This window comes from Streptomyces sp. NPDC045678, from assembly GCF_056432085.1.
Genome location: NZ_JBWKJS010000002.1, coordinates 312,535 through 331,675, shown reverse-complemented (window position 1 = coordinate 331,675; position 19,141 = coordinate 312,535). Strand labels below are relative to the sequence as shown.

The window sequence follows — 19,141 nt, the reverse complement described above, 5'->3', positions numbered from 1 at the left end:
GTGGCGCCCGCCAGGCCACGGCCCGGCGCGCCGAGCGCGGCCTCCCGGTCGAGTTTGCCGCTCGGCGTGCGCGGCAGCCGCTCCAGGAGACGGAAGCGCTCGACGCGGATGTGCCCGGGAAGCAGCCCGGCGAGATGCTCCCGCAACTCCGCGGGCGTCGGCGCGGTGCCGCGGCACTCCAGGCAGGCGACGAGCGAGGTCCCGTCGATGGCGACGACGGCCCCGACGACGGAGTCGTGCCGCAGCAGCGCCGCCTCGACCTGCCCCGGCTCCAGCCGGTGACCGCTGAGTTTGATCTGGTCGTCCGCGCGCCCGAGGCAGTGCAGCAGCCCGCCGTGTCCAAACTGCGCGCGGTCGCCGCTGCGGTAGAAGAGCCCGTCGCCGGACAGCCGGACGAACCGCTCCTCGTTCAGCGCGGTCTCACCCAGATAGCAGGGTTCGTCCGTCACACCGCCGATGAGCAGTTCGCCGACGCAGCCCGGCGGCACCGGAAGATCCGCGTCGTCGACGACGCGCAGGACCGCGCCGGACACCGCGTGCCCGATCGCGGGACGGTCCGGCCAGTCGGCCGGATCGCCGTCCAGGCAGAGGGCGCTGACGACGTGCGTCTCGGTCGGCCCGTAGTGGTTGAACAGTCGTGAGCCGGGCATGCCGGCGAACCACCCGCGGACGGCGTCGGTGCAGACCAACTGCTCGCCCGCGGTCACCACGTCACGCAGGCGGGACGGGTAGCGGCCCAGGTGCACGGCGTGCTCGGCGAGCAACTGCAGTGCCACGTACGGCAGGAAGAGCCGTTCGACGCCCTCCGACTCCAACAGGTCGAGCAGGGCGGGGACGTCCCGCCGCAGGGCGGGGTCGACGATCCGCAGACAGCCCCCGGTGCACAGGGTGCCGAAGATCTCCTGGAAGGAGACGTCGAAGGAGAGCATGGAGAACTGCTGGGTCAGCGCGGGCGCGCCCAGCTCACCGGGGCCGGCCTGCCAGTGCAGCAGATTGCTCAGCGTACGGTCGAAGACCCGCACGCCCTTGGGCCGGCCCGTCGAGCCGGAGGTGAAGAGGGTGTACAGCGGGCGTCTGGCCCGGTGCGTGGGGAGCGGAGGTCCGTCGCCGTCGGCCGCGGCGTCCGGTGCGTCCGCGTCGGACAGCACGACGTGCATGCGCGGTACGTCCCCGGCCTCCAGCCCGTCGAAGGCCGCACCGTCACCCGGCGGGAGGAGCACGCACAGCGGGTCGGTCTGTTCCAGCACCTGCCGCAGGAGCGCGGGCGGGTAGGACGGGTCGAGCGGCACGGCCGTCAGGTTCAGCCGGGCCAGGGCGAGGAGTGCCACCACGTGCTCGACGGACGGTTCGAGGAACAGCGCGACGTGGCCCTGTTCTTCCGCGTCCGGCAGCCGCAGCGTGGTGGCCAGTTCCTTGGTGAGCGCGGCGGCGTACCGGTCGAGCGTCGCGTAGTCCACGGTGCCCGTCGCGGTGCGCAGGGCCGGTGCGGCCGGGGTCCGGGCCGCCTGACGTGCGAAGCCCTCGGCGATGGTGGTCCACGGCAGTTCGGCGGGCGCGCCCCTGCCGGGCTCGGGCAGCGCGTCGCGGTAGGACGCGACCAGCTCCGCCGGTGTGGTGCCCGGACTTCCGGACAGCGCGGCGAGTCCCTCGCGGAAGAGGCGGGCCAGGGCGGTGGCCTGATCGGCGTCGAGGCGGTCGTCGGCGTACTCCCAGAGGCACTCCAGGCCCTCGGGCCGCTCGACGACCGTCAGGGTCACCGGGCACTTGGCCTGAGCGGGCACCGGCCACAGCGGGCGCGCGGCACAGCCGGGCAGCGTGAGGGAGTCGTAGTCGGTGTTCTCCAGTACGAGGAGGAAGTCGAACGGCGAGTCGCCCGCGGCGGTGTGAGAGCGGACGGACAGAACATCGGTGAGCGCCACGTCCTGATGCGCCATCAACTTCCGCACAGAAGCAGCAGTCCGCGCCACCTCGTCCCGCACGGCCGCCCGTGGGTCCACGGACAGCGGGAGCAGCACGGTGTTGGCGAACATGCCGACGCTGTCCGTGAACTCCCGCACGGGCCGGTGGGCGACCGGCGCGGCGACGCGCAGCCCGGTCAGGCCGGTCACGCCGTACAGCGCCCAGGCGTAGACGCCGGCCAGCAACTCGAAGCGCGTCACCCCGAGTTCGCCGCAGAGCCGGTCCAGAGAAGCCCGGACGGTCGCGTCGAGCGGGTCGCGGAGCAGCCGTCCCTCGGGGCCGCGCCCGGGCCGGGGCAGCGGAAGCGGCTGAGCCGCCGCTCCGAAACCCGTGGAGTCGTCGGCGTACAGAGCAGACAGCTCCGCGCGCTGCGCCGCGTACGCCCCGCTCGTGTGCCAACCGCGCTGCCAGTCGGCGAAGTCGAGCGGCGTCGGCGTCCCGGCGGACCCGGTCCGCACCGGATCGCCCTCGACGGCGGCCGCGTACCCGGTGGACAGGTCGCGCAGCAGCACGTTCACCGACCAGCCGTCCACGGCGATGTGGTGCAGGTGCAGCAGCAGCGTGCCGCCGTCGCCCGACGGCAGCCAGCAGGAGCGCAGCATGCGGGGCACCGCGAGGTCGAACGGTACGGAGAAGAAGGCGTCCTGAGGATCGTGCGCCCCGTCTCCGTGCTCCGGGATCCCGTCCTCGGACCCGGCTGTCCACGGGTCGTACGGCTCGCCCACCCGCTGCCACAGCCCCTCGGCCGTCGCCGCGAATCCCGTCCGCAGCGCCGGATGGCGTGCGACCAAGGCGGCGAGAGCCGTACGCAGGGCGTCCTGGCGCACCGGCCCAGCTATGGCGAAGGCCAGCCGGACGTCGTAGGCCCGGGAGTCCGGGGACTTCTGCTGCAGGAACCAGAGGCGCTCCTGTTCGCCGGTCGCGGGCCCGGCCATGGCTCCGGCCGCGGCCGCTCGCGGAAGGGTGGGCGCGCTGTCGTGCAGGGCTTCGCGCACGGCGTCCGCGATGTCGGCGAGGTCTCCGTGCAGCACGCGGTGCGCGGAGACCTCGCAGTGCAGACGGCGCCGGATCTCGTACCGCAGCCGCAGGGCCTTCAGCGAATCGCCGCCGCACGCGATCCACCGGTCCTCGGGACGCGGCTCCGACACGCCCAGGATCTCGCCCGCGAGGCCGAGGACGACGCGCAGCGGCTCGTCCACGGGCTCCGGGACGGCGGACGCCGGGCGGCTCGCGGCCTCGGGGCGCCACGGTGCGCCGCCGCTCGCGCGGAGCGCCGCCTCGTCGATCTTTCCGTTGGCGGTGAGCGGCAGCGCGGGGACGCGGTGGAGGTGGTGCGGGCGCATGTAACCGGGCAGTCCCGCGGCCAGGTGGTCCTCGAACTCGGCCCACGTCAGGGCGGGTTCGGCGACGAGGTAGGCGAGCAGTTCCGCCGGGCCGCCCTGCCCGTCCCGGTGTGCGCACACATAGACCTGTCGCACGGAAGGGTGCTCGGCGATGTGCCGCTCCACCTCCCCGGGCTCGATGCGGAACCCGCGCACCTTGACCTGCCGGTCGGCACGGCCGACGTACGTCAGGTCGCCGTCGGCCGAGCACCGCACCAGGTCGCCGGTGCGGTAGTACGCGGTGGGCGTGGCGTCGTCGCCGGGCAGCGTCACGAATCGGCGGCCGGTCTCCTCGGGCAGGTTGCGGTACCCGGCTGCCACACCGGCTCCGGACAGGAGCAGCTCGGCGTCCTCGCCGGGCGCGGCCTGCCGGGTCGTGCCCGGCGCGACCAGCGCCACGCCGGTCTCGGGCAGCGCCCGTCCCAGGGGCACGACGGAACCGTCGAAGTCCCGGGGGACCGGGTGGTGCAGCGCGAACGTCGTGCACTCGGTGGGGCCGTAGACGTTGTGCAGCCGGGTGCGGCTGCCGGGGGCGGCGTTGTGGCGGTACCAGCGCCGGACGAGCGGCGCGTTGAGCTGCTCGCCGCCGACCAGCAGCTCCGTCAGACCGGCGAAGCAGCCGGGCTCGGTGGCCACCACGGCGTTGAACAGGGCCGTGGTGACGAAGGCGGTGTGGACGCGTTCCCGTCGCAGCACCGCGGCAAGACGCTCCGGGGACTGCACGTCCTCGTCGGCGAGCACGACGCAGCAGCCGCCCGTGAGCAGCGGCACCCACACCTCGAAGCTCAGCGCGTCGAAGGCCGGGTTCGACAGGCAGGCGAAGCGGGCGCCCCGCGAGTCCGGGAGGAACGCCGGGTCGGCCAGGCGCAGGATGCCCGCGTCGCGCACCTCCACACCCTTGGGGCGCCCCGTGGTGCCCGACGTGTAGAAGGTGAAGGAGGCCGACGCGGGGTCGACGGGCGGCGGACCGTCCGCAGTGTGCACGGGCGCGTCGAGCAGAGCGCCCGCGAGGACGGCGGTGACCCCGTCCGGCAGACCGTGCCGGAACGTGCCGTCGTGCACCAGGAGCCGGGCACCGGAGTCGTCGAGGATGTGTCCGACGCGGTCGGCGGGGCTCAGCCGGTCGGCGGGGACGACCCGGGCACCGAGCCGCAGCGCGCCCAGCATGACGCAGACGAGCTGCCACGAACGGGCGAGTCCCACCGCGACGGCGTCGCCGGGGCCGATCCCGCGGGCCCGCAGGCAGGCCGCGACGGTGGCGGCCGACGCGTCCACCGTGGCGTGGCTCAGGGTGCGGTCGCCGTCGACGACGGCAGGGTCCGTCGGGGTCCGCAGGCTCTGTTCGTGCACCGCGCGGGCCAGGCCGGCGGAACGGGATGAGGTGCGCATCAGTCCTCGGTCGGAGCAGTCGGAGCAGTCGGAGCGGCGGGTGCGCCCGTAGGAGTAGGGGCAGGGGCCGCCGAGGTGTGGCCGGGCGGCGCGGGCCGGGCGAGCCGCTCCGCTACCAGGCCTGCGATCAGCGGGATCCGCTCACCCTCCAGGACGTCCCAGTGGCCGCCGTCGACCACCTCCACGGTGAGTCCCGCACCGGCACGGTCGCGCCAGAACGTCCGCAGCGCCTCGCCCGCAGCCTCGGGGTCGCCGCCCTCGGCCACCTCTGCCTCCGCCGCCTGTACGAGGAGCAGCGGAGCCTTCGAGGGCCCCGGCACGTAGTCGCGGGCGGCCTCGCGGTTGAGGTTGTAGATGCGGAAGTACCGGTCGATCTGCGCGTCGTCGATCCCGGGGTACATACCGTTGAAGCGGACCAGTTTGTCGCGGAACTCGGCGGCGTCCACCGGTGCGAACCGCTCCCGCTCCGCAGGGTCGTCCGTCCCGTGCGTGTCGAGCAGCACCACGGACACCTCGCGGTGTCCGGCGTCCGCGAGACGCCGCCCCATCTCGTGTGCGACGAGGCCGCCGAAGGAGAGGCCGAGGATCACCAGGGGCTCGCCGGGCCCGGGCCGCAGCAGCGTCAGGTAGTGCTCCGCCATCTCCTCCACCGACCGCAGCGGCTCCTCACCGGGGTCGATGCCGCGGGCCTGGACCCCCTGTACGTGGATGCCGTCGGGGAGAGCGCCGGCCAGCGGGAGATAGCAGAAGGCGGTGCCGCCCGCCGGGTGGACGCAGACCACCCGCCGCCCGGCTTCGCCCGCCCTGATCTCGACGAGCCCGTTGTCGGGCGTCACCGGCGTCTGCCCGCGCAGCCGCGCCGCGAGCCGCTCGATGGTCGGGTACTGCAGGACGTCGCGCGTCGGCAACGTCCGGCCGAACTCCTCCCGGATCAGGTGCGCCACCTTGATCGCGGACAGCGAGGTGCCGCCCACCGCGAAGAAGTCGTCGGTGATGCCGATGTCGCGGTGCAGCAGCACCCGGCGCCAGATGCGGTACAGCGCCATTTCGAGCCGGTCGCGCGGCGCGAGGGTGTTGACCTGGTCGGACCGCGACGCGCGGGCACGTTCGAGGACCTCCTCGCGGTCGAGCTTTCCACTGCGGTTCAGCGGCAGCCGCGGGAACTCGGCGAAGAGCGAAGGAATCATGTAGTCGGGCAGGCGTTCGGCGAGCGCGGTGCGCCACTGCGCGGGCGTGGACTCCGGAGCGTCGCCCCGGCCGATGCCCGCGACCAGACACAGCTCCCCGGCCTCGTCCCGGTCGGCGAGCACGGCCGCCTCCTGGACGCCGGGCAGCTCCCGCAGCGCCGCCGCGACCTCACCGGGCTCGATGCGGAACCCGCGCAGCTTGACCTGGTCGTCGGCGCGCCCCACGAACGCGTAGGCGCCGTCCGGCAGTCGGCGTGCCAGGTCGCCCGTGCGGTAGACCCGCTCGCCGGGAACGAACGGGTCGGCGAGGAAGCGTGCCTCGGTCAGATCGGGCCGGTTGAGGTAGCCCCGGGTGACGCCGGCCCCGCCGATGTACACCTCACCGACGACCCCCGGGGGCACCGGCTCGCGGCGCCGGTCGAGGAGGTAGATCCGGGTGTTGTCGACCGGCCGCCCGATGGGGGAGCGCCGGTCCAGGTCCCGCGGGTCGTTGTGGGTGATGCTGTAGACGGTGGTCTCGGTCGGCCCGTAGACGTAGCAGACGCGGAGGCCGGGGAGTGCCTCGCGCAGCCGCCACAGCGCCCGCTCCGGCAACGGCTCGGCGCCCGTGGCCAGTTGACGCAGCGCGAGTCCTTCGAGGCGCGCGCCCGGGTCCTCGTCGATCCAGGTGATGTACGAGGCGGGCAGCCACGCGTGCGCGATCCGGTGCTCCCGCATCCAGTCGAGGAGCGCTTCGGGGTCGCCCCGGCGTTCCTCGGGCACGAGATGCAGCACCCCACCCGTGGTCGGCGGCAGGAACAGTTCGTGCACGGACGCGTCGAAGCCGATGCTTGCCCACGCCGAGGACGGCTCACCGGGCAGGGCGCCGTAGGCGGCGAGCCAGTTCTCCAGCAGGTTGGCGATGTTGCCGTGGGTCGCGGCCACGCCCTTGGGACGGCCCGTCGACCCCGACGTGTAGATGACGTACGCGAGCTGCGACGGCGCGGGCAGGTGCGAGGGCGCGTCGTCGCGGCCGCCCTCGGCCTCCACCTCCGTCAACGCCGGCCAGGGGCCCGGCGGATCCGCCGCATCGCCGAGCACGAGGGCGGGCGCTGCCTCCTCGACGATGGCCCGCAGCCGCCCGTGGGGCTGTCCGGGGTCCAGCGGCAGGTAGGCGGCGCCCGCCTTCAGGACGCCCCACATGCCGACGACGAACTCCGCCGTACGTCCGCAGTGCAGGCCGACGACCTGCCCGGGACGCACGCCCCGGGCGAGCAGGGCGTGCGCGAGACGGTTGGCCCGCCGGTCCAGTTCGGCGTAGCTCAGCCGCGTACCGTCGCAGACCACCGCCGGCTCGTCCGGCCGCAGACGCACCTGCTCGGCGAAGCGCTCGACGGGCCCGGCGACAGGCCCCGAAGTGACCCGCCCCCGCCCCTCCGCGAGCAGCTCGGCACGCTCGTCGGCGTCGAGCAGCGCGTACGCGGTGATCTCGCGCTCGGGATGCAGGGCCAACTGCTCCAGCACGCGTACGAAATAGCGGACGAACCGCTCGACCGTGTCGTGGTCGAACAGCGCGCGGGCGTAGTCGAGGTGCCCGACGACGCCGCCGTCCTGCCGGTGCAGCAGCAGCGTGAGGTCGAACTTCGCGGGGGCGTGCGGGATGTCGAGGGTCTCGACGCGGGTCCCGGGCAGCTGGAGCCAGCCGCGGAAGGTGATGCCCCAGGAGAACATCGTCTGGAACAGCGGGCTGTGGGAGAGGCTGCGGCGCGGGTTCACCGCGTTCACCACCCGCTCGAAGGGGAGCTCCTGGTGGCCGAGCGCCTCGCGCAGCACCGCGCGCACGCGGCCGAGCGCCTCGGTGCCCGTCGGGTCGCCGGACAGATCGGCGCGCACCGCGAGGGAGTTGGCGAAGAACCCGATCAGTCGCTCGTCCTCCGGCCGGTGCCGGCCCGCGACCGGGATGCCGACGACCGTGTCCGCCTCTCCGGAGAGCAGGCCCAGAAGTACGTGCCAGCCCGTGAGGACGGCCGTGAACAACGTGCCGTCCTGCGCGCGTGCGGCGCTTTCCAGCTTCTCCGCGAGCGCGGGGGAGACGCGGACCGGGACCCGGCCGCCCGAGTGATCCTGGTGCAGCGGGCGCGGCCGGTCGGCCGGAAGGGCGAGCAGCGCGGGGGCGTCCGCCAACTGCTTCCGCCAGTACGCGGCCTGCGCTGCCGCCTCCTCGCCCTCGACCCACGCGTGCTGGCGCGCGGCATGGTCGGCGAACTGCGCGGGCAGCGGCGGCACCGGGTCCGGCTCGCCGCGCAGCAGGGCGGCGTAGACGGTGCTCACCTCTGTCAACAGGAGGCCCACCGACAGGCCGTCGAGGATGGAGTGGTGCAGCGTCAGGAGCAGGGTGTGCCGGTCCGGCGCGAGCGTGAGGAGCTGCCCCCGGGCGAGCGGCCCGGCACCGAGATCGAAGGGGGTCTCGCACTCCGCGCGCTGCCGGGCGACGAGGAGCCCGGCACTGTCCGGCCGGTCGGACAGGTCCTCCGAACGCAGCGCGAACCCGGCCCCGGGCGGTGCGATGTCCTGCCGCGCCTCGCCCTCCACCGCGACGAACCGGGTGCGCAGCGTCTCGTGCCGCGCGACAACGCTGTCGAGAGCGCGTGCGAGCAGCGTGCGGTCCAGGTCTCCCTCGATGAGGTAGGCCAACTGCTCGTTGTACGCGGCGTTGCAGCCCTCGGCCTGTTCCAGCGCCCAGAGGCGCTGCTGACCGAAGGAGGACACGGGGTGGGGAGTGCGTATCGCCGTCAAGGAGCGGTCCTTCTGCCGTGAGGTGAACGATCGATGCCGACGAGAGCCCGGGCGTGGCGAGGCCGCTGCGGGGCGAACGGGGTGGGGTGAGGGGAGAGGTGAGGGGAGAGGTGAGGGGTATGGCGCGGGCGCGATCACAGCGCATCGCGAGCCATCGTCAGGCCTGGTCAGAGGGTCAGGGGGTCCGGCCAGCCACCATCATTCGCCCCGCTTCTTCACTGTGTCAACGGGCGCCTGTGCCCCGGTTGGTGCCCGTTTGGGCAGTCCGGGCAGCAACCCGGGCACCGGGGACTGCCCTTCGGGCACGGGCTGCTGCTGGAACAGCGTGCGGTGACCCGCCTGAGCGGCGACCTCTCCACGGGCCGCTGGGCCGAACGCAACCACGCACTCGCCGCCCTGGACGCGGTGGAACTCGGCCCGCGGCTGCTCGTGGCCCGAGTCGCCGGGCCGTGTCGACGCGGTTGCGCACCGGCGCGATGAACGCACCGTGGTACGCGCGCGATGAACGCACGGTGGTACGTGCGCGGGTTGAGGGCGCTTCCCGGCCAGGAGATATCCTGTGGCCGCGGCCGACGACATAGCCCGTATCCAGCGACCTTCCGGTGTGAAACGGTCGTATCGCGCATGTCGTGCCTATCGCCAATGACGTACATGAAGAAAGCTCAGGTTGTGGATTACCAGGCCGTTCTCGAAGAAGTCGCCGCGTTCGCCCGGCCGCTGGTGGGCCGCGGCCAGGTGGCCGGCTACATCCCGGCGCTCGCGGACGTGGACGCCGAGCGTTTCGGGATCGCGGTCGCCGACGTCAACGGCGAGGTGCACGGCGTGGGGGACTGGCAGGAACCGTTCTCCGTCCAGTCCATCTCGAAGGCGTTCAGCCTCGCGCTCGTCCTCGCGGAGGGCGGCGACCGGATCTGGGACCGCGTCGGCACGGAACCGTCCGGCAACCCCTTCAACTCGCTCGTCCAGCTCGAGTACGAGAACGGCATCCCGCGGAACCCGTTCATCAACGCCGGCGCGCTGGTCGTCACGGACCGGCTGCAGAGCCTCACCGGGGACGCGGGCACGACGATGCTGGAGTTCCTGCGCGCGGAGAGCGGCAACCCGGACGTCGCCTTCGACCCGGTCGTCGCGGCATCGGAGGCCGAACACGGCGACCGCAACGCCGCCCTCGCCCACTTCATGGCGAGCTACGGCAACCTCGACAACCCGGTGTCGACGGTCCTTGAGCACTACTTCCGGCAGTGCGCGATCCGCATGAACTGCCGCGACCTCGCCCTCTCGGCGGCCTTCCTGGCCCGGCACGGGCTGCGCAACGACGGCACGCGTCTGCTGCCCCCGCGCGAGGCGAAACAGGTCAACGCGGTCATGCTCACCTGCGGTACGTACGACGCGGCCGGCAGCTTCGCCTACCGCGTCGGCCTGCCGGGCAAGAGCGGCGTCGGCGGCGGCATCGTCGCGGTGATCCCGGGCCGCTGCACGCTGTGCGTGTGGAGCCCGAGCCTGGACTCGTACGGCAACTCCGTGGCCGGCGTGGCCGCGCTCGACCACTTCACCACGGTGACGGGCTGGTCGGTGTTCTGAGCACCGGCTTTCAGCACTCACCACGCGCGGTTGCCGGAAATGCGGCGGCACGTGCGGTCGGACTGCGGTACAACCGGGTGGTGGACGAGCGGCGTTTACCCGGCGGCAGGACGGTGGGGGCGGTACGCCGCGGTGACGCGGTCCACCGCCCCGTGCAGCCGTGGACGCCCGCGGTCCACGCGGTGCTGCGCCATCTGGAGACCGTGGGGATGGACGGTGTGCCCCGGGTCCTTGGAACGGACGAGCAGGGGCGCGAGGTCTTGAGCCATCTCGCCGGCGAGACCGCGGGCGAGGAACTTCCCTGGCCTGCCTGGGTGTACACGCCGACCGCGCTGGAGGCCGTGGGGAGGTGGGCCCGGCGGCTGCACGACGCGACGGAGTCCTTCGTTCCGCCGTCGGACGCGCACTGGCTCGCCGGGCAGCGGTGGCGGCCCGGCCTCGTCATCGGTCACCACGACGCCGCTCCCTGGAACGCGGTATGGCGCGACGGGAGGCTGGTGGGCTTCTTCGACTGGGACACCGCGGGGCCCTCGACACGGGAGTTCGACCTGGCCTTCATGGCGCTCACATGGGTTCCGCTGCACGCGCGCGGTTTCGCCGAGCGGACCGGATTCACCGCGTTCGAGGACCGGTCCCGCCGCCTGCACCGATTCCTCGACGCCTACGGATACGAAGGCGACCGGTCGGCGTTCGCAACCGTGGTCGCCGCGCGGGCCCGGACCAACGCGGACGTCATACGCCGCATGGCCGCCGACGGCGATCCGGTCTACGCGGCACTGGAGCCGGTCGCCGCGGAACTGCACCGGGCCGCCCTCGAGGTCGACGCGCTGCCCGCCTCCTTCTGGCGTCCGGCCTGCTGAGCGGCTTCGGGGAAGTCTCCGCTGCCGGCCCCGGGGCGACCGGCTCGCTCAGAGGAGCGGGGGGCCGTCGAACGGGAGCAGGTCGGGGCGCTTCGGCGCGCGGCCGTCGCCGGACGAGCGGCCGGTGAGGCGGCGGCCGATCCACGGGCCGAGGTACTGCCTGGCGAACCGGACGTCGGCGATGCGCCGGGACGCCCAGCCCGGGGGCACGGCGGCGGGCAGCGGCGTCTGCCAGTCGTCCTCCGGGTCGTAGCCGAGGGCCTGCCACACGGCCTCGGCGATCCTGCGGTGCCCCTCCGCCGTGGGGTGCAGGCGGTCCACGTCCCACATGCGCTGGTCGCCGAGCACGGCCGCGCCGTACAGGTCGACGACGATCGCCCCGTGCCGGGACGCCAGGTCGTCGACGTACGAGTAGAGCTCCTCCATGCGCGGACGGAAGCGTTCCATCACCGGGCCGTTCCGTCCCGGGCTGCGCATCAGGACGAGCTGCTTGCACGAGGGGGCGAGCCGCTCGACGGCCTCTTCCAGGAGCCCGCGGACACGGTTCATGTCGCACTTGGGGCGCAGCGTGTCGTTGAGGCCGCCCACCAGGGTGACCACGTCCGCCTGCATCGCGGCCGCCAGGTCCACCTGCTCGTCGACGATCTGCCCGATGAGCTTGCCGCGCACGGCCAGGTTCGCGTAACGGAAGCCGGGGGTGTGTGCGGCCATCCTGGCGGCGAGGAGGTCTGCCCACCCGCGGTAGGTGCCGTCGGGCAGCAGATCCGACATGCCCTCGGTGAAGGAGTCGCCCACCGCGACGAGACTGGTGTAATTAGCATTCATCTGCATGGCAGAGACGATCGTAACCCGGCGCCCCGCCCAGTGGATCTGGGCAGCGTGGCCCAGCGGCGGTATGTCATAAGCACGCCGTCGTCACGAGAGAGCGAGCCCGCCATGTGGAACGCAGCCTTCTGGAAGGCCACCGCGGAACGCGCGATCCGCACCTTCGCGCAGGCGCTGGCCGCCGTGCTGGTGGCGGGGGCGACCAGTCTCCTGGACGTGGCGTGGGGCGCGGCCTTCGCGACGGCGGGTCTCGCCGCGGTCCTCGCGGTCCTGACGGCGATCGGCGCTTCGGAGGTCGGCGCGGCAGGACCCGGCATCACGGAGGAGCCGACGAAGAGGGTGCGCGCGGGGGAGCCGACGGGCTGAGGTCCCGGGGCCCGGGAGGCCCGGAACCTCCGCGCACCCTCACCCTCACACAGGCTGTCCGAACAGCTTCTGCAGGACGTCCTCCATCGTGACCATGCCGGCCAGGCGCCCGTCCGAGCCGAGAACGGCCGCCACGTGCGTGCGGCTGCCGCGCATGGCCGTCAGGACGTCGTCCAGCGGAGTCGTCTCGCGCACCTGGGCGATCTTGCGCATGTCCGGCACCCGGAACGGCAGATCGCGCGGCGCCCGGTCCAGCGCGTCCTTCACATGCAGATAGCCCACGATCCGGCGGCCGTCGTCGACCACGGGGAAGCGGGAGAACCCGGACTCGGCGGAGAGCTGCTCCAGCCGTTCCGGAGTGACGCCCACGCGCGCGTAGACGACGGCCTCCAGGGGCAGCACCACGTCCCGGACCGGGCGGCGGCCCAGTTCCAGCGCGTCGTGCAGCCGTTCCTGCGCACGGTTGTCGATCAGGCCCGCGTCTCCGGAGTCCTTGACCATGCGCGCGAGGTCGTCGTCGGAGAAGCTCGCCGACACCTCGTCCTTGGCCTCGACGTGCAGCAGCTTCAGCAGACCGTTGGCGAACGCGTTGATCGCGAAGATCACGGGCCGCAGCGCCCGCGCGAGCGCCACCAGCGGCGGCCCGAGCAGCAGCGCGGAACGCACGGGCTCCGCGAGGGCGATGTTCTTCGGGATCATCTCGCCCAGGAGCATGTGCAGATACGTCGCCAGGGTCAGCGCGATGACGAACGAGATCGGGTGGACCAGACCGTGCGGCACACCCACCGCGTCGAACGCGGGCTCCAGCAGATGTGCGATCGCGGGTTCCGCGACGATGCCGAGGACCAGGGTGCACAGCGTGATGCCCAGCTGCGCCGCCGCGAGCAGCGCGGACACGTGCTGCAGGCCCCACATCACGCTCTTGGCGCGCTTGTCGCCCTCCTCCGCGTGCGGCTCGATCTGGCTGCGGCGCACGGAGATGAGGGCGAATTCGGCGCCCACGAAGAAGGCGTTGACGACGAGCGTCGCCAGACCGATCAGCAACTGGACGGCGATCATCGGGCATCCTCCTCGTGGTCGTCGGCGTCGAGCGGGGCGTGCAGCATGACGCGGGCGGCGCGCCGCCCGGACGCGTCCACGACGTCGAGCCGCCAGCCGCCCACCTCGACGCCGTCACCGACGGCGGGGATGCGGCCGAGCTCCGTGGCGACGAGGCCGGCGAGCGTCTCGTAGGGCCCGTCGGGCACCCGCAGGCCGACCCGCGCGAGCTGGTCGGTGCGGGCCGCGCCGTCGGCGGAGTAGAGCGTCCTGCCGTCGTCGTCGGTGCCCTCGTGGGCGATGTCGGGCGTCTCGTGCGGGTCGTGCTCGTCCCGCACCTCGCCGACGACCTCCTCGACGATGTCCTCCAGGGTCGCCACCCCGGCCGTACCGCCGTACTCGTCGATGACCACGGCCATCGTGCGCTTGCCCGAGAGCCGGTCCAGGAGCCGGTCGACGGTGAGCGTCTCCGGCACGAGCAGCGGCTCACGCATCAGCTCGGCGACGGAGACGCGCTGCCTGCGTTCCGCGGGCACGGCGAGCACGTCCTTGATGTGCGCGACGCCGACGACCGTGTCGAGGTTTCCGCGGTACACGGGGAAACGGGAGAGGCCGGTGGCGCGCGTGGCGTTCGCGACGTCCTCGCAGGTGGCGTGCACCTCGAGGGCCATGACCTGCACGCGGGGCGTCATCACGTTCTCCGCGGTGAGGTCGGCGAGGTTCAGCGTGCGCACGAACAGCTCGGCCGTGTCCGCCTCCAGCGCGCCCTCCTTGGCGGAGTGGCGGGCCAGGGCGACCAGTTCCTTGGGGCCGCGCGCGGAGGCCAGCTCCTCGGCGGGCTCGATGCCGAACCGGCGTACGGAACGGTTCGCGGTGTTGTTGAGGTGCGCGATGAAGGGCCGGAACGCGGCGCTGAACAGCCGCTGCGGCGTGGCCACCCGCTTGGCGACGGCGAGCGGCGAGGAGATCGCCCAGTTCTTGGGGACCAGCTCACCGATGACCATCAGGAAGACGGTCGACAGGGCCGTTCCGATCACCAGGGCGATGGAGGACGCCGCGGACCGCGGTATGCCGAGGTCGCGCAGCGGGCCCGCGATCAGGGCGGCGATGGACGGCTCGGAGAGCATGCCGACCACCAGGTTGGTGACGGTGATGCCGAGCTGCGCGCCCGAGAGCTGGAAGGTGAGGTTCTTGACGGCTTTGAGGGCACCGGCGGCGCCGCGCTCGCCGCGCTCGACGGCCCGCTCGAGCTCACTGCGCTCGACCGTCGTGAGGGAGAACTCCGCGGCGACGAACACACCGCACGCCAGGCAGAGCAGCACCGCCACGAGGAGCAGGAGCACTTCGGTCATCGGGTCACCTCCGTCCCATGATCGGGCAGGGGCTGGAGGAATGCGCGATGTCGGGTACTGGGAGGCTCGCCCATGGGCGGACGCTCACACCTTTCAGTTGGATACGAGTAGTGCGTCCATGGTAAAGGATCAGCAAAGGCACTCGAACCTCTGTCGGGATCTGCAGGGGCTACCCCTCTACCCCGCCGGAGGGGCTTCACCCAGCGGCTTCACCCATCGGCTCCACTGCGGCTCGGGGGCGTAGCCCGCCGCGTGCCAGGTGTGGTGCGCGAGTTCGTTGTGGTCAAGGACCATCGCGTCACCGCGGCGCCCGCCGAGTCGCACGAACCGCTCCTCCGCCGCGGCGAGCAGCGCCGAGCCCACACCACGACGACGGTGGTCCGGGTGCACCGCGAGGCGGTAGAGGTGGCACCGCCAGCCGTCGAAGCCCGCGATGACCGTCCCCGCGAGCTCGCCGCCGCGCTCGGCGAGGATCAGCGCCTGCGGGTCGCGGGCGACGAGCCGCTCCACACCGGAGCGGTCGTCGCTGATGCTCGTGCCTTCCGCGGCCACCTTCCAGAAGGCGAGCACCGTGTCCAGGTCCTCGGGCGCCGCGGCCCGTATCCGAAGATCATCCATGCGGCTATCCCATCACGGCCTCGATCCCCGCGAGGACGGTGTCGAGCATCCTGTCGAACTCCGCCAGGGACCCGAAACCGTCCATCAGGGGAGTGAGCGCGGCCATGCCCGGATGCGCGGTGGCGTCGAACGCGGGCACGGCGCCGGGCTCGTCGGTGGTGCGCGCCAGCAGATGGCCGTTGAGGAAGCCGAACAGCACCATCGGCGCGTCCGCGGCCACCTGGTCCGGCACGCCTGCCTCACGCATCGCGGTGACCAGCTCCTCCAGGGCGGCGATGGCGACCGGCGAGGTCTGGGCCCGCGTCACCAGCAGCGGGAACACGCGGGGGTGCCGGTAGGCCATGTCGCGGTAGCGGTGGGCCGTCCGGCGGGCGATGTCCTCCCAGTCGCGGGACGCGTCCTCGTCCGCGCCGACCACCACCTCGCCGAGCACCGCCTCGGACATCGCGTCCAGCAGCGCCGCCTTGCCCTTGATGTGGTGGTAGATCGACATCGGGTCGACCCCGAGCTCCTGCGCGAGCCGCCGTACGCCGAAGCGCTCCAGGCCGTCGCGGTCGACCAGCGCGACGGCGGCGGCGGCGATGCGCTCGCGGTCGAGCCCCGCCGAGGTGCCCTGGGTTCGTCTGGCCACGTCTCCGGTCCTTTCCCCGCCTTGCAAACCTACGCCGTAGAAATTACCGTACGGAACCCAAACCTACGGCGTAGGTTTGGGTTCCACCACAGACCCGAATCGCAAGGAGTGAGCCTCCGATGACGACGACACGCCACCAGCGCTGGACCATGGGCGCGCTGTACACGGGCCTCGGCCTCACCGTCGCCGCGACGGCCCTCCCGTACGTCGACCGTGCCACCGGCCACGTACTGGCCGACCACATCCGCTCCGGCTATCCCGCGTACACCGAGGCGCGGGTCGACTCGGCCGTCACCACCTATCTCGTCCTGCTGTCCGTGATCGGAGCACTCGGCGTCGTCGCGTGGCTCGGGACCGCCTGGGCCGTGCGGGCGGGCAAGCGCTGGGCACGCCCCGCCGCGACCGTGCTGTTCCTGTGCGCCGCCACCGTCGGACTGACCGGCCTGTTCACCACGGACACCAACGGCGAGACGGGACTGCCGCCGACGCTGGGGTGGGCCGGGATGGCGCCGAGCCCGGCAGCGCTCCTGGCGGTCACGCTCCTGTGGAGCCGGCCGCGCGTCCCGGGCCGGAACCCCCGCCACTGAGGGACCGGCCGCGCGGCCGGTCCCTCACTCGTGCGCGATGGCCGCCAGCACGTTCATGCGCGACGCCCGCAGCGCGGGCAGCAGCGCCGCCGCGAGCCCGACGACCACCGAGCCGATCACCACCGCGACGATCGTGGTCCAGGGGAACGCCAGCTCCTTCATGCCCTGCAACGCGAGCACCTGCTGCACGGCGACGCCCCAGACCATCCCGAGCGCCAGACCGAGCAGCGCGCCGAACACGGCGATCACCACCGACTCCAGACGGATCATCCGGCGCAGCTGACGGCGGCCGAGACCGATGGCGCGCAGCAGCCCGATCTCCCGGGTGCGTTCCACGACCGACAGGGCGAGGGTGTTGACCACGCCGAGGATCGCTATGACGATCGCGAGGCCGAGCAGGGCGTACACGAGGTAGAGCATCACGGCGATCTGCCGGCGGATCAGCTCCTTGTAGTCGGCCTGGTCGCGCACCTGCACCTGCGGATACGGGTCGAGGGTCCTGTCCAGGTGCGCGCGCAGGGTGTCCGCGTCCGTGCCCGGCGCCGCGTTGACGTACAGCGCGGAGTCCTGCCCGCCCGGCACGTACTTCTCGACCGTGCCGAACCCGAGGAAGAGCCCGCCCTCGACGCCGAAGCCCTCGGGCGAGTCCTGGTCGGTGAGCGCGCCCACGGTCAGCTTCGTCCCGCGCCCGCCGGGGAACGTCGCGGGCAGGCGGTCACCGACCCGCACCTTGTGCTTCTTCGCGAAGTCCACGTCCATGCCGATCCGGCCGGCGGCGAGCGCCGTCCGTGAACTGCCCTGCGCGTACGTCACCTTGGCGACGTCGTCGAGCCGCGGATCGTAGCCCGCGGCCGTCGACTCGACGTTCTTGCCGTCGGGCAGGGCCAGTTCGATGGGGGTGAAGCGCTGGCGTACGACGAGACCCGCGCCCTCCGTCTCCTCGACCTTCCCGGTGATCTCCGGAGAGAACGGCATGAAGTTGCTGTTCTGCACGACGAAGTCCGCGCCGAGCGTCCGGTCGATCTGCCGGTCGAACGACTTCGTCATCGACGCACTGGCCACCGAGAGGCCGCCGACCAGGGCGAGCCCCACCATCAGCGCGGCAGCCGTGGCGCCCGTGCGGCGCGGATTGCGCAGCGCGTTGCGCTGGCTCATGCGGCCGACGGAGCCGAAGACCGCGGGGAAGGCGCCGCCGAGGACCCGGATCACCGGCCGCACCAGGAGAGGTCCGGCGATGACCGTGGCGATCAGGGTCAGGACGATGCCCAGGCTCAGCAGCGACGCCGCCGTCGACGTCTTCTCCGCGGTGGCGCAGCCCACCAGCGCGGCGGCACCGGTCGCCCCGACGAGCGCACCGGCGACCGCCCGCACCTTCAACGGCCGCCCCACACCGGCGATCTCGGCGTCCGCGAGCGCGGCCATCGGCGAGACGTGCGCGGCCCGCCGCGCGGGGAGGTACGCCGCGACGAACGTGACGCCGACCCCCACGACGTACGAGGCGAGGGGAGTCGCCCACCCGACGACCATCTCCGTGGACTTGAGGTTCATCCCGAGCACGCCCATGAGCTCGATCAGGCCGAGGGCGAGACCTATGCCCGCGGCGAGCCCCAGCGTGGCACCGACGAAGCCGAGCAGCAGCGCCTCGACGAGCACGGAACGGCGCACCTGCCTGCGGTCGGCGCCGAGCGCCCGCAGCAGCCCCAGTTCGCGGGTGCGCTGCGCGATGAGCATCGAGAAGGTGTTCACGATCAGGAAGATGCCGACGAGGACGGCGACTCCCGCGAAGCCGAGCATCACGTACTTGATGACGTCGAGGAAGCCCCCGAGCTCGGACGCCGCGGACTCGGCCCGTTCGTCGGCTGTCTCCAGGTCGTAGCCGGAGCCCAGTTCGGCGCCGACGCGGCGCTTGAGCGCGCTGTCGCTCACCCCGTCGTCGGCGGTCACGGAGATGCTCGTCGCCGCCTTCGTCGAACCGAGGAGCTCGCGCTGGGCGCTCGCGGTGTCCAAGAAGACCAGCGCGGCCCCGGGATTCGTGGTGGTGAAGGTGGCGATGCCGACGACCTCGACCTTGAACGAGCCGGGGCGGGCGAGGACGGTGAGGGTGTCACCGATCTCCACGTCCTTCTTGTCGGCCGTGTCCGCGTCGATCATCGCCTGGCCGTCGCCGCGCGGGGCGTGCCCCGAGGTGAGCTCCACGGGGCTGCGGTCGGTGGGGTTCCAGTCCGTGGCGACCGTGGGAGCACCCGTCGTGGAGCCCACGGACTCGTTGTCACGGTCCACGATGGTGACGTTCTCCACGGACACGTCGACGTGTGCCTCCGCCACCCCGGAGACCCCGGCCACCCGCTCCGTGAGGTTCGCGGGCAGCGTCGGCGTCCGGCCCGACGGCACCGCTTCGTCGAGGTCCTCCTTCGGCTCCACCGTCACATCGGCCGACGTCGAGGCGAAAAGACGGTCGAAGGTACGGGTGACCGTGTCCGAGAAGATCAGGCTGCCCGCGACGAACGCGACCGACAGGATCACGGCGAGCGCGGAGAGCGCCAGCCTGCCCTTGTGCGCGAGGAAGCTTCTGAGCGTGGCTTTCAGCACCG

At 72.7% G+C, this 19,141-nt stretch carries 11 protein-coding genes and 1 pseudogene; 4 read left to right on the top strand and 8 right to left on the bottom strand.

What is annotated here, in order from left to right; translation table 11 throughout:
- Window positions 1–113: 113 nt before the first annotated feature.
- Both AC07DO_RS08035 and AC07DO_RS08030 read right to left on the bottom strand, forming a co-directional pair.
- Window positions 114–4,730 (bottom strand): annotated as a pseudogene (locus tag AC07DO_RS08035) (amino acid adenylation domain-containing protein); the annotation flags it as partial.
- A complete protein-coding gene (locus AC07DO_RS08030; protein ID WP_479057801.1) occupies window positions 4,730–8,692 on the bottom strand; it encodes a non-ribosomal peptide synthetase in 3,963 nt (1,320 codons plus the stop codon). The gene AC07DO_RS08030 and the pseudogene AC07DO_RS08035, both read right to left, overlap by 1 nt.
- Window positions 8,693–9,361: 669 nt before the next feature.
- On the opposite strand from AC07DO_RS08030, the gene AC07DO_RS08025 reads away from it, so the two are divergent.
- Both AC07DO_RS08025 and AC07DO_RS08020 read left to right on the top strand, forming a co-directional pair.
- Entirely contained in the window at window positions 9,362–10,273 is a 912-nt protein-coding gene (locus AC07DO_RS08025) for a glutaminase (RefSeq protein ID WP_479058564.1), read from the top strand.
- Window positions 10,274–10,353: 80 nt separating this feature from the next.
- Entirely contained in the window at window positions 10,354–11,133 is a 780-nt protein-coding gene (locus AC07DO_RS08020; RefSeq protein ID WP_479057800.1) for a phosphotransferase, read from the top strand.
- A gap of 48 nt (window positions 11,134–11,181) precedes the next feature.
- Here AC07DO_RS08020 and AC07DO_RS08015 read toward each other — a convergent pair whose 3' ends face one another.
- The gene (locus tag AC07DO_RS08015; RefSeq protein ID WP_479057799.1) at window positions 11,182–11,964 is read right to left on the bottom strand and encodes an SGNH/GDSL hydrolase family protein; all 783 of its coding nucleotides are present in this window, start codon (window positions 11,962–11,964) and stop codon (window positions 11,182–11,184) included.
- Window positions 11,965–12,069: 105 nt separating this feature from the next.
- On the opposite strand from AC07DO_RS08015, the gene AC07DO_RS08010 reads away from it, so the two are divergent.
- A complete protein-coding gene (locus AC07DO_RS08010) occupies window positions 12,070–12,324 on the top strand; it encodes a holin (protein ID WP_479057798.1) in 255 nt (84 codons plus the stop codon).
- Window positions 12,325–12,369: 45 nt separating this feature from the next.
- Here AC07DO_RS08010 and AC07DO_RS08005 read toward each other — a convergent pair whose 3' ends face one another.
- From AC07DO_RS08005 to AC07DO_RS07990, 4 genes are all read right to left on the bottom strand, one after another.
- Complete coding sequence (locus AC07DO_RS08005) at window positions 12,370–13,383, bottom strand: hemolysin family protein (protein ID WP_479057797.1); 1,014 nt, start codon at window positions 13,381–13,383, stop codon at window positions 12,370–12,372.
- Window positions 13,380–14,714 (bottom strand): hemolysin family protein, encoded by a 1,335-nt coding sequence (locus AC07DO_RS08000; RefSeq protein WP_479057796.1) that lies wholly within the window; start codon window positions 14,712–14,714, stop codon window positions 13,380–13,382. Before AC07DO_RS08000 ends, AC07DO_RS08005 begins: the two co-directional genes overlap by 4 nt.
- Before the next feature lie 177 nt (window positions 14,715–14,891).
- Window positions 14,892–15,332 (bottom strand): GNAT family N-acetyltransferase, encoded by a 441-nt coding sequence (locus AC07DO_RS07995; protein ID WP_479057795.1) that lies wholly within the window; start codon window positions 15,330–15,332, stop codon window positions 14,892–14,894.
- A 4-nt stretch (window positions 15,333–15,336) separates the two neighbouring features.
- Window positions 15,337–15,963 (bottom strand): TetR/AcrR family transcriptional regulator, encoded by a 627-nt coding sequence (locus AC07DO_RS07990; protein ID WP_479057794.1) that lies wholly within the window; start codon window positions 15,961–15,963, stop codon window positions 15,337–15,339.
- Window positions 15,964–16,082: 119 nt separating this feature from the next.
- Between AC07DO_RS07990 and AC07DO_RS07985 the strand changes: the two genes are divergently transcribed.
- Window positions 16,083–16,550 carry a hypothetical protein gene (locus AC07DO_RS07985; RefSeq protein ID WP_479057793.1) on the top strand — a complete coding sequence of 156 codons (468 nt, stop codon included), beginning with the start codon at window positions 16,083–16,085 and terminating at the stop codon, window positions 16,548–16,550.
- A gap of 24 nt (window positions 16,551–16,574) precedes the next feature.
- Here AC07DO_RS07985 and AC07DO_RS07980 read toward each other — a convergent pair whose 3' ends face one another.
- The gene (locus AC07DO_RS07980) at window positions 16,575–19,139 is read right to left on the bottom strand and encodes an ABC transporter permease (RefSeq protein ID WP_479057792.1); all 2,565 of its coding nucleotides are present in this window, start codon (window positions 19,137–19,139) and stop codon (window positions 16,575–16,577) included.
- Window positions 19,140–19,141: the final 2 nt, after the last annotated feature.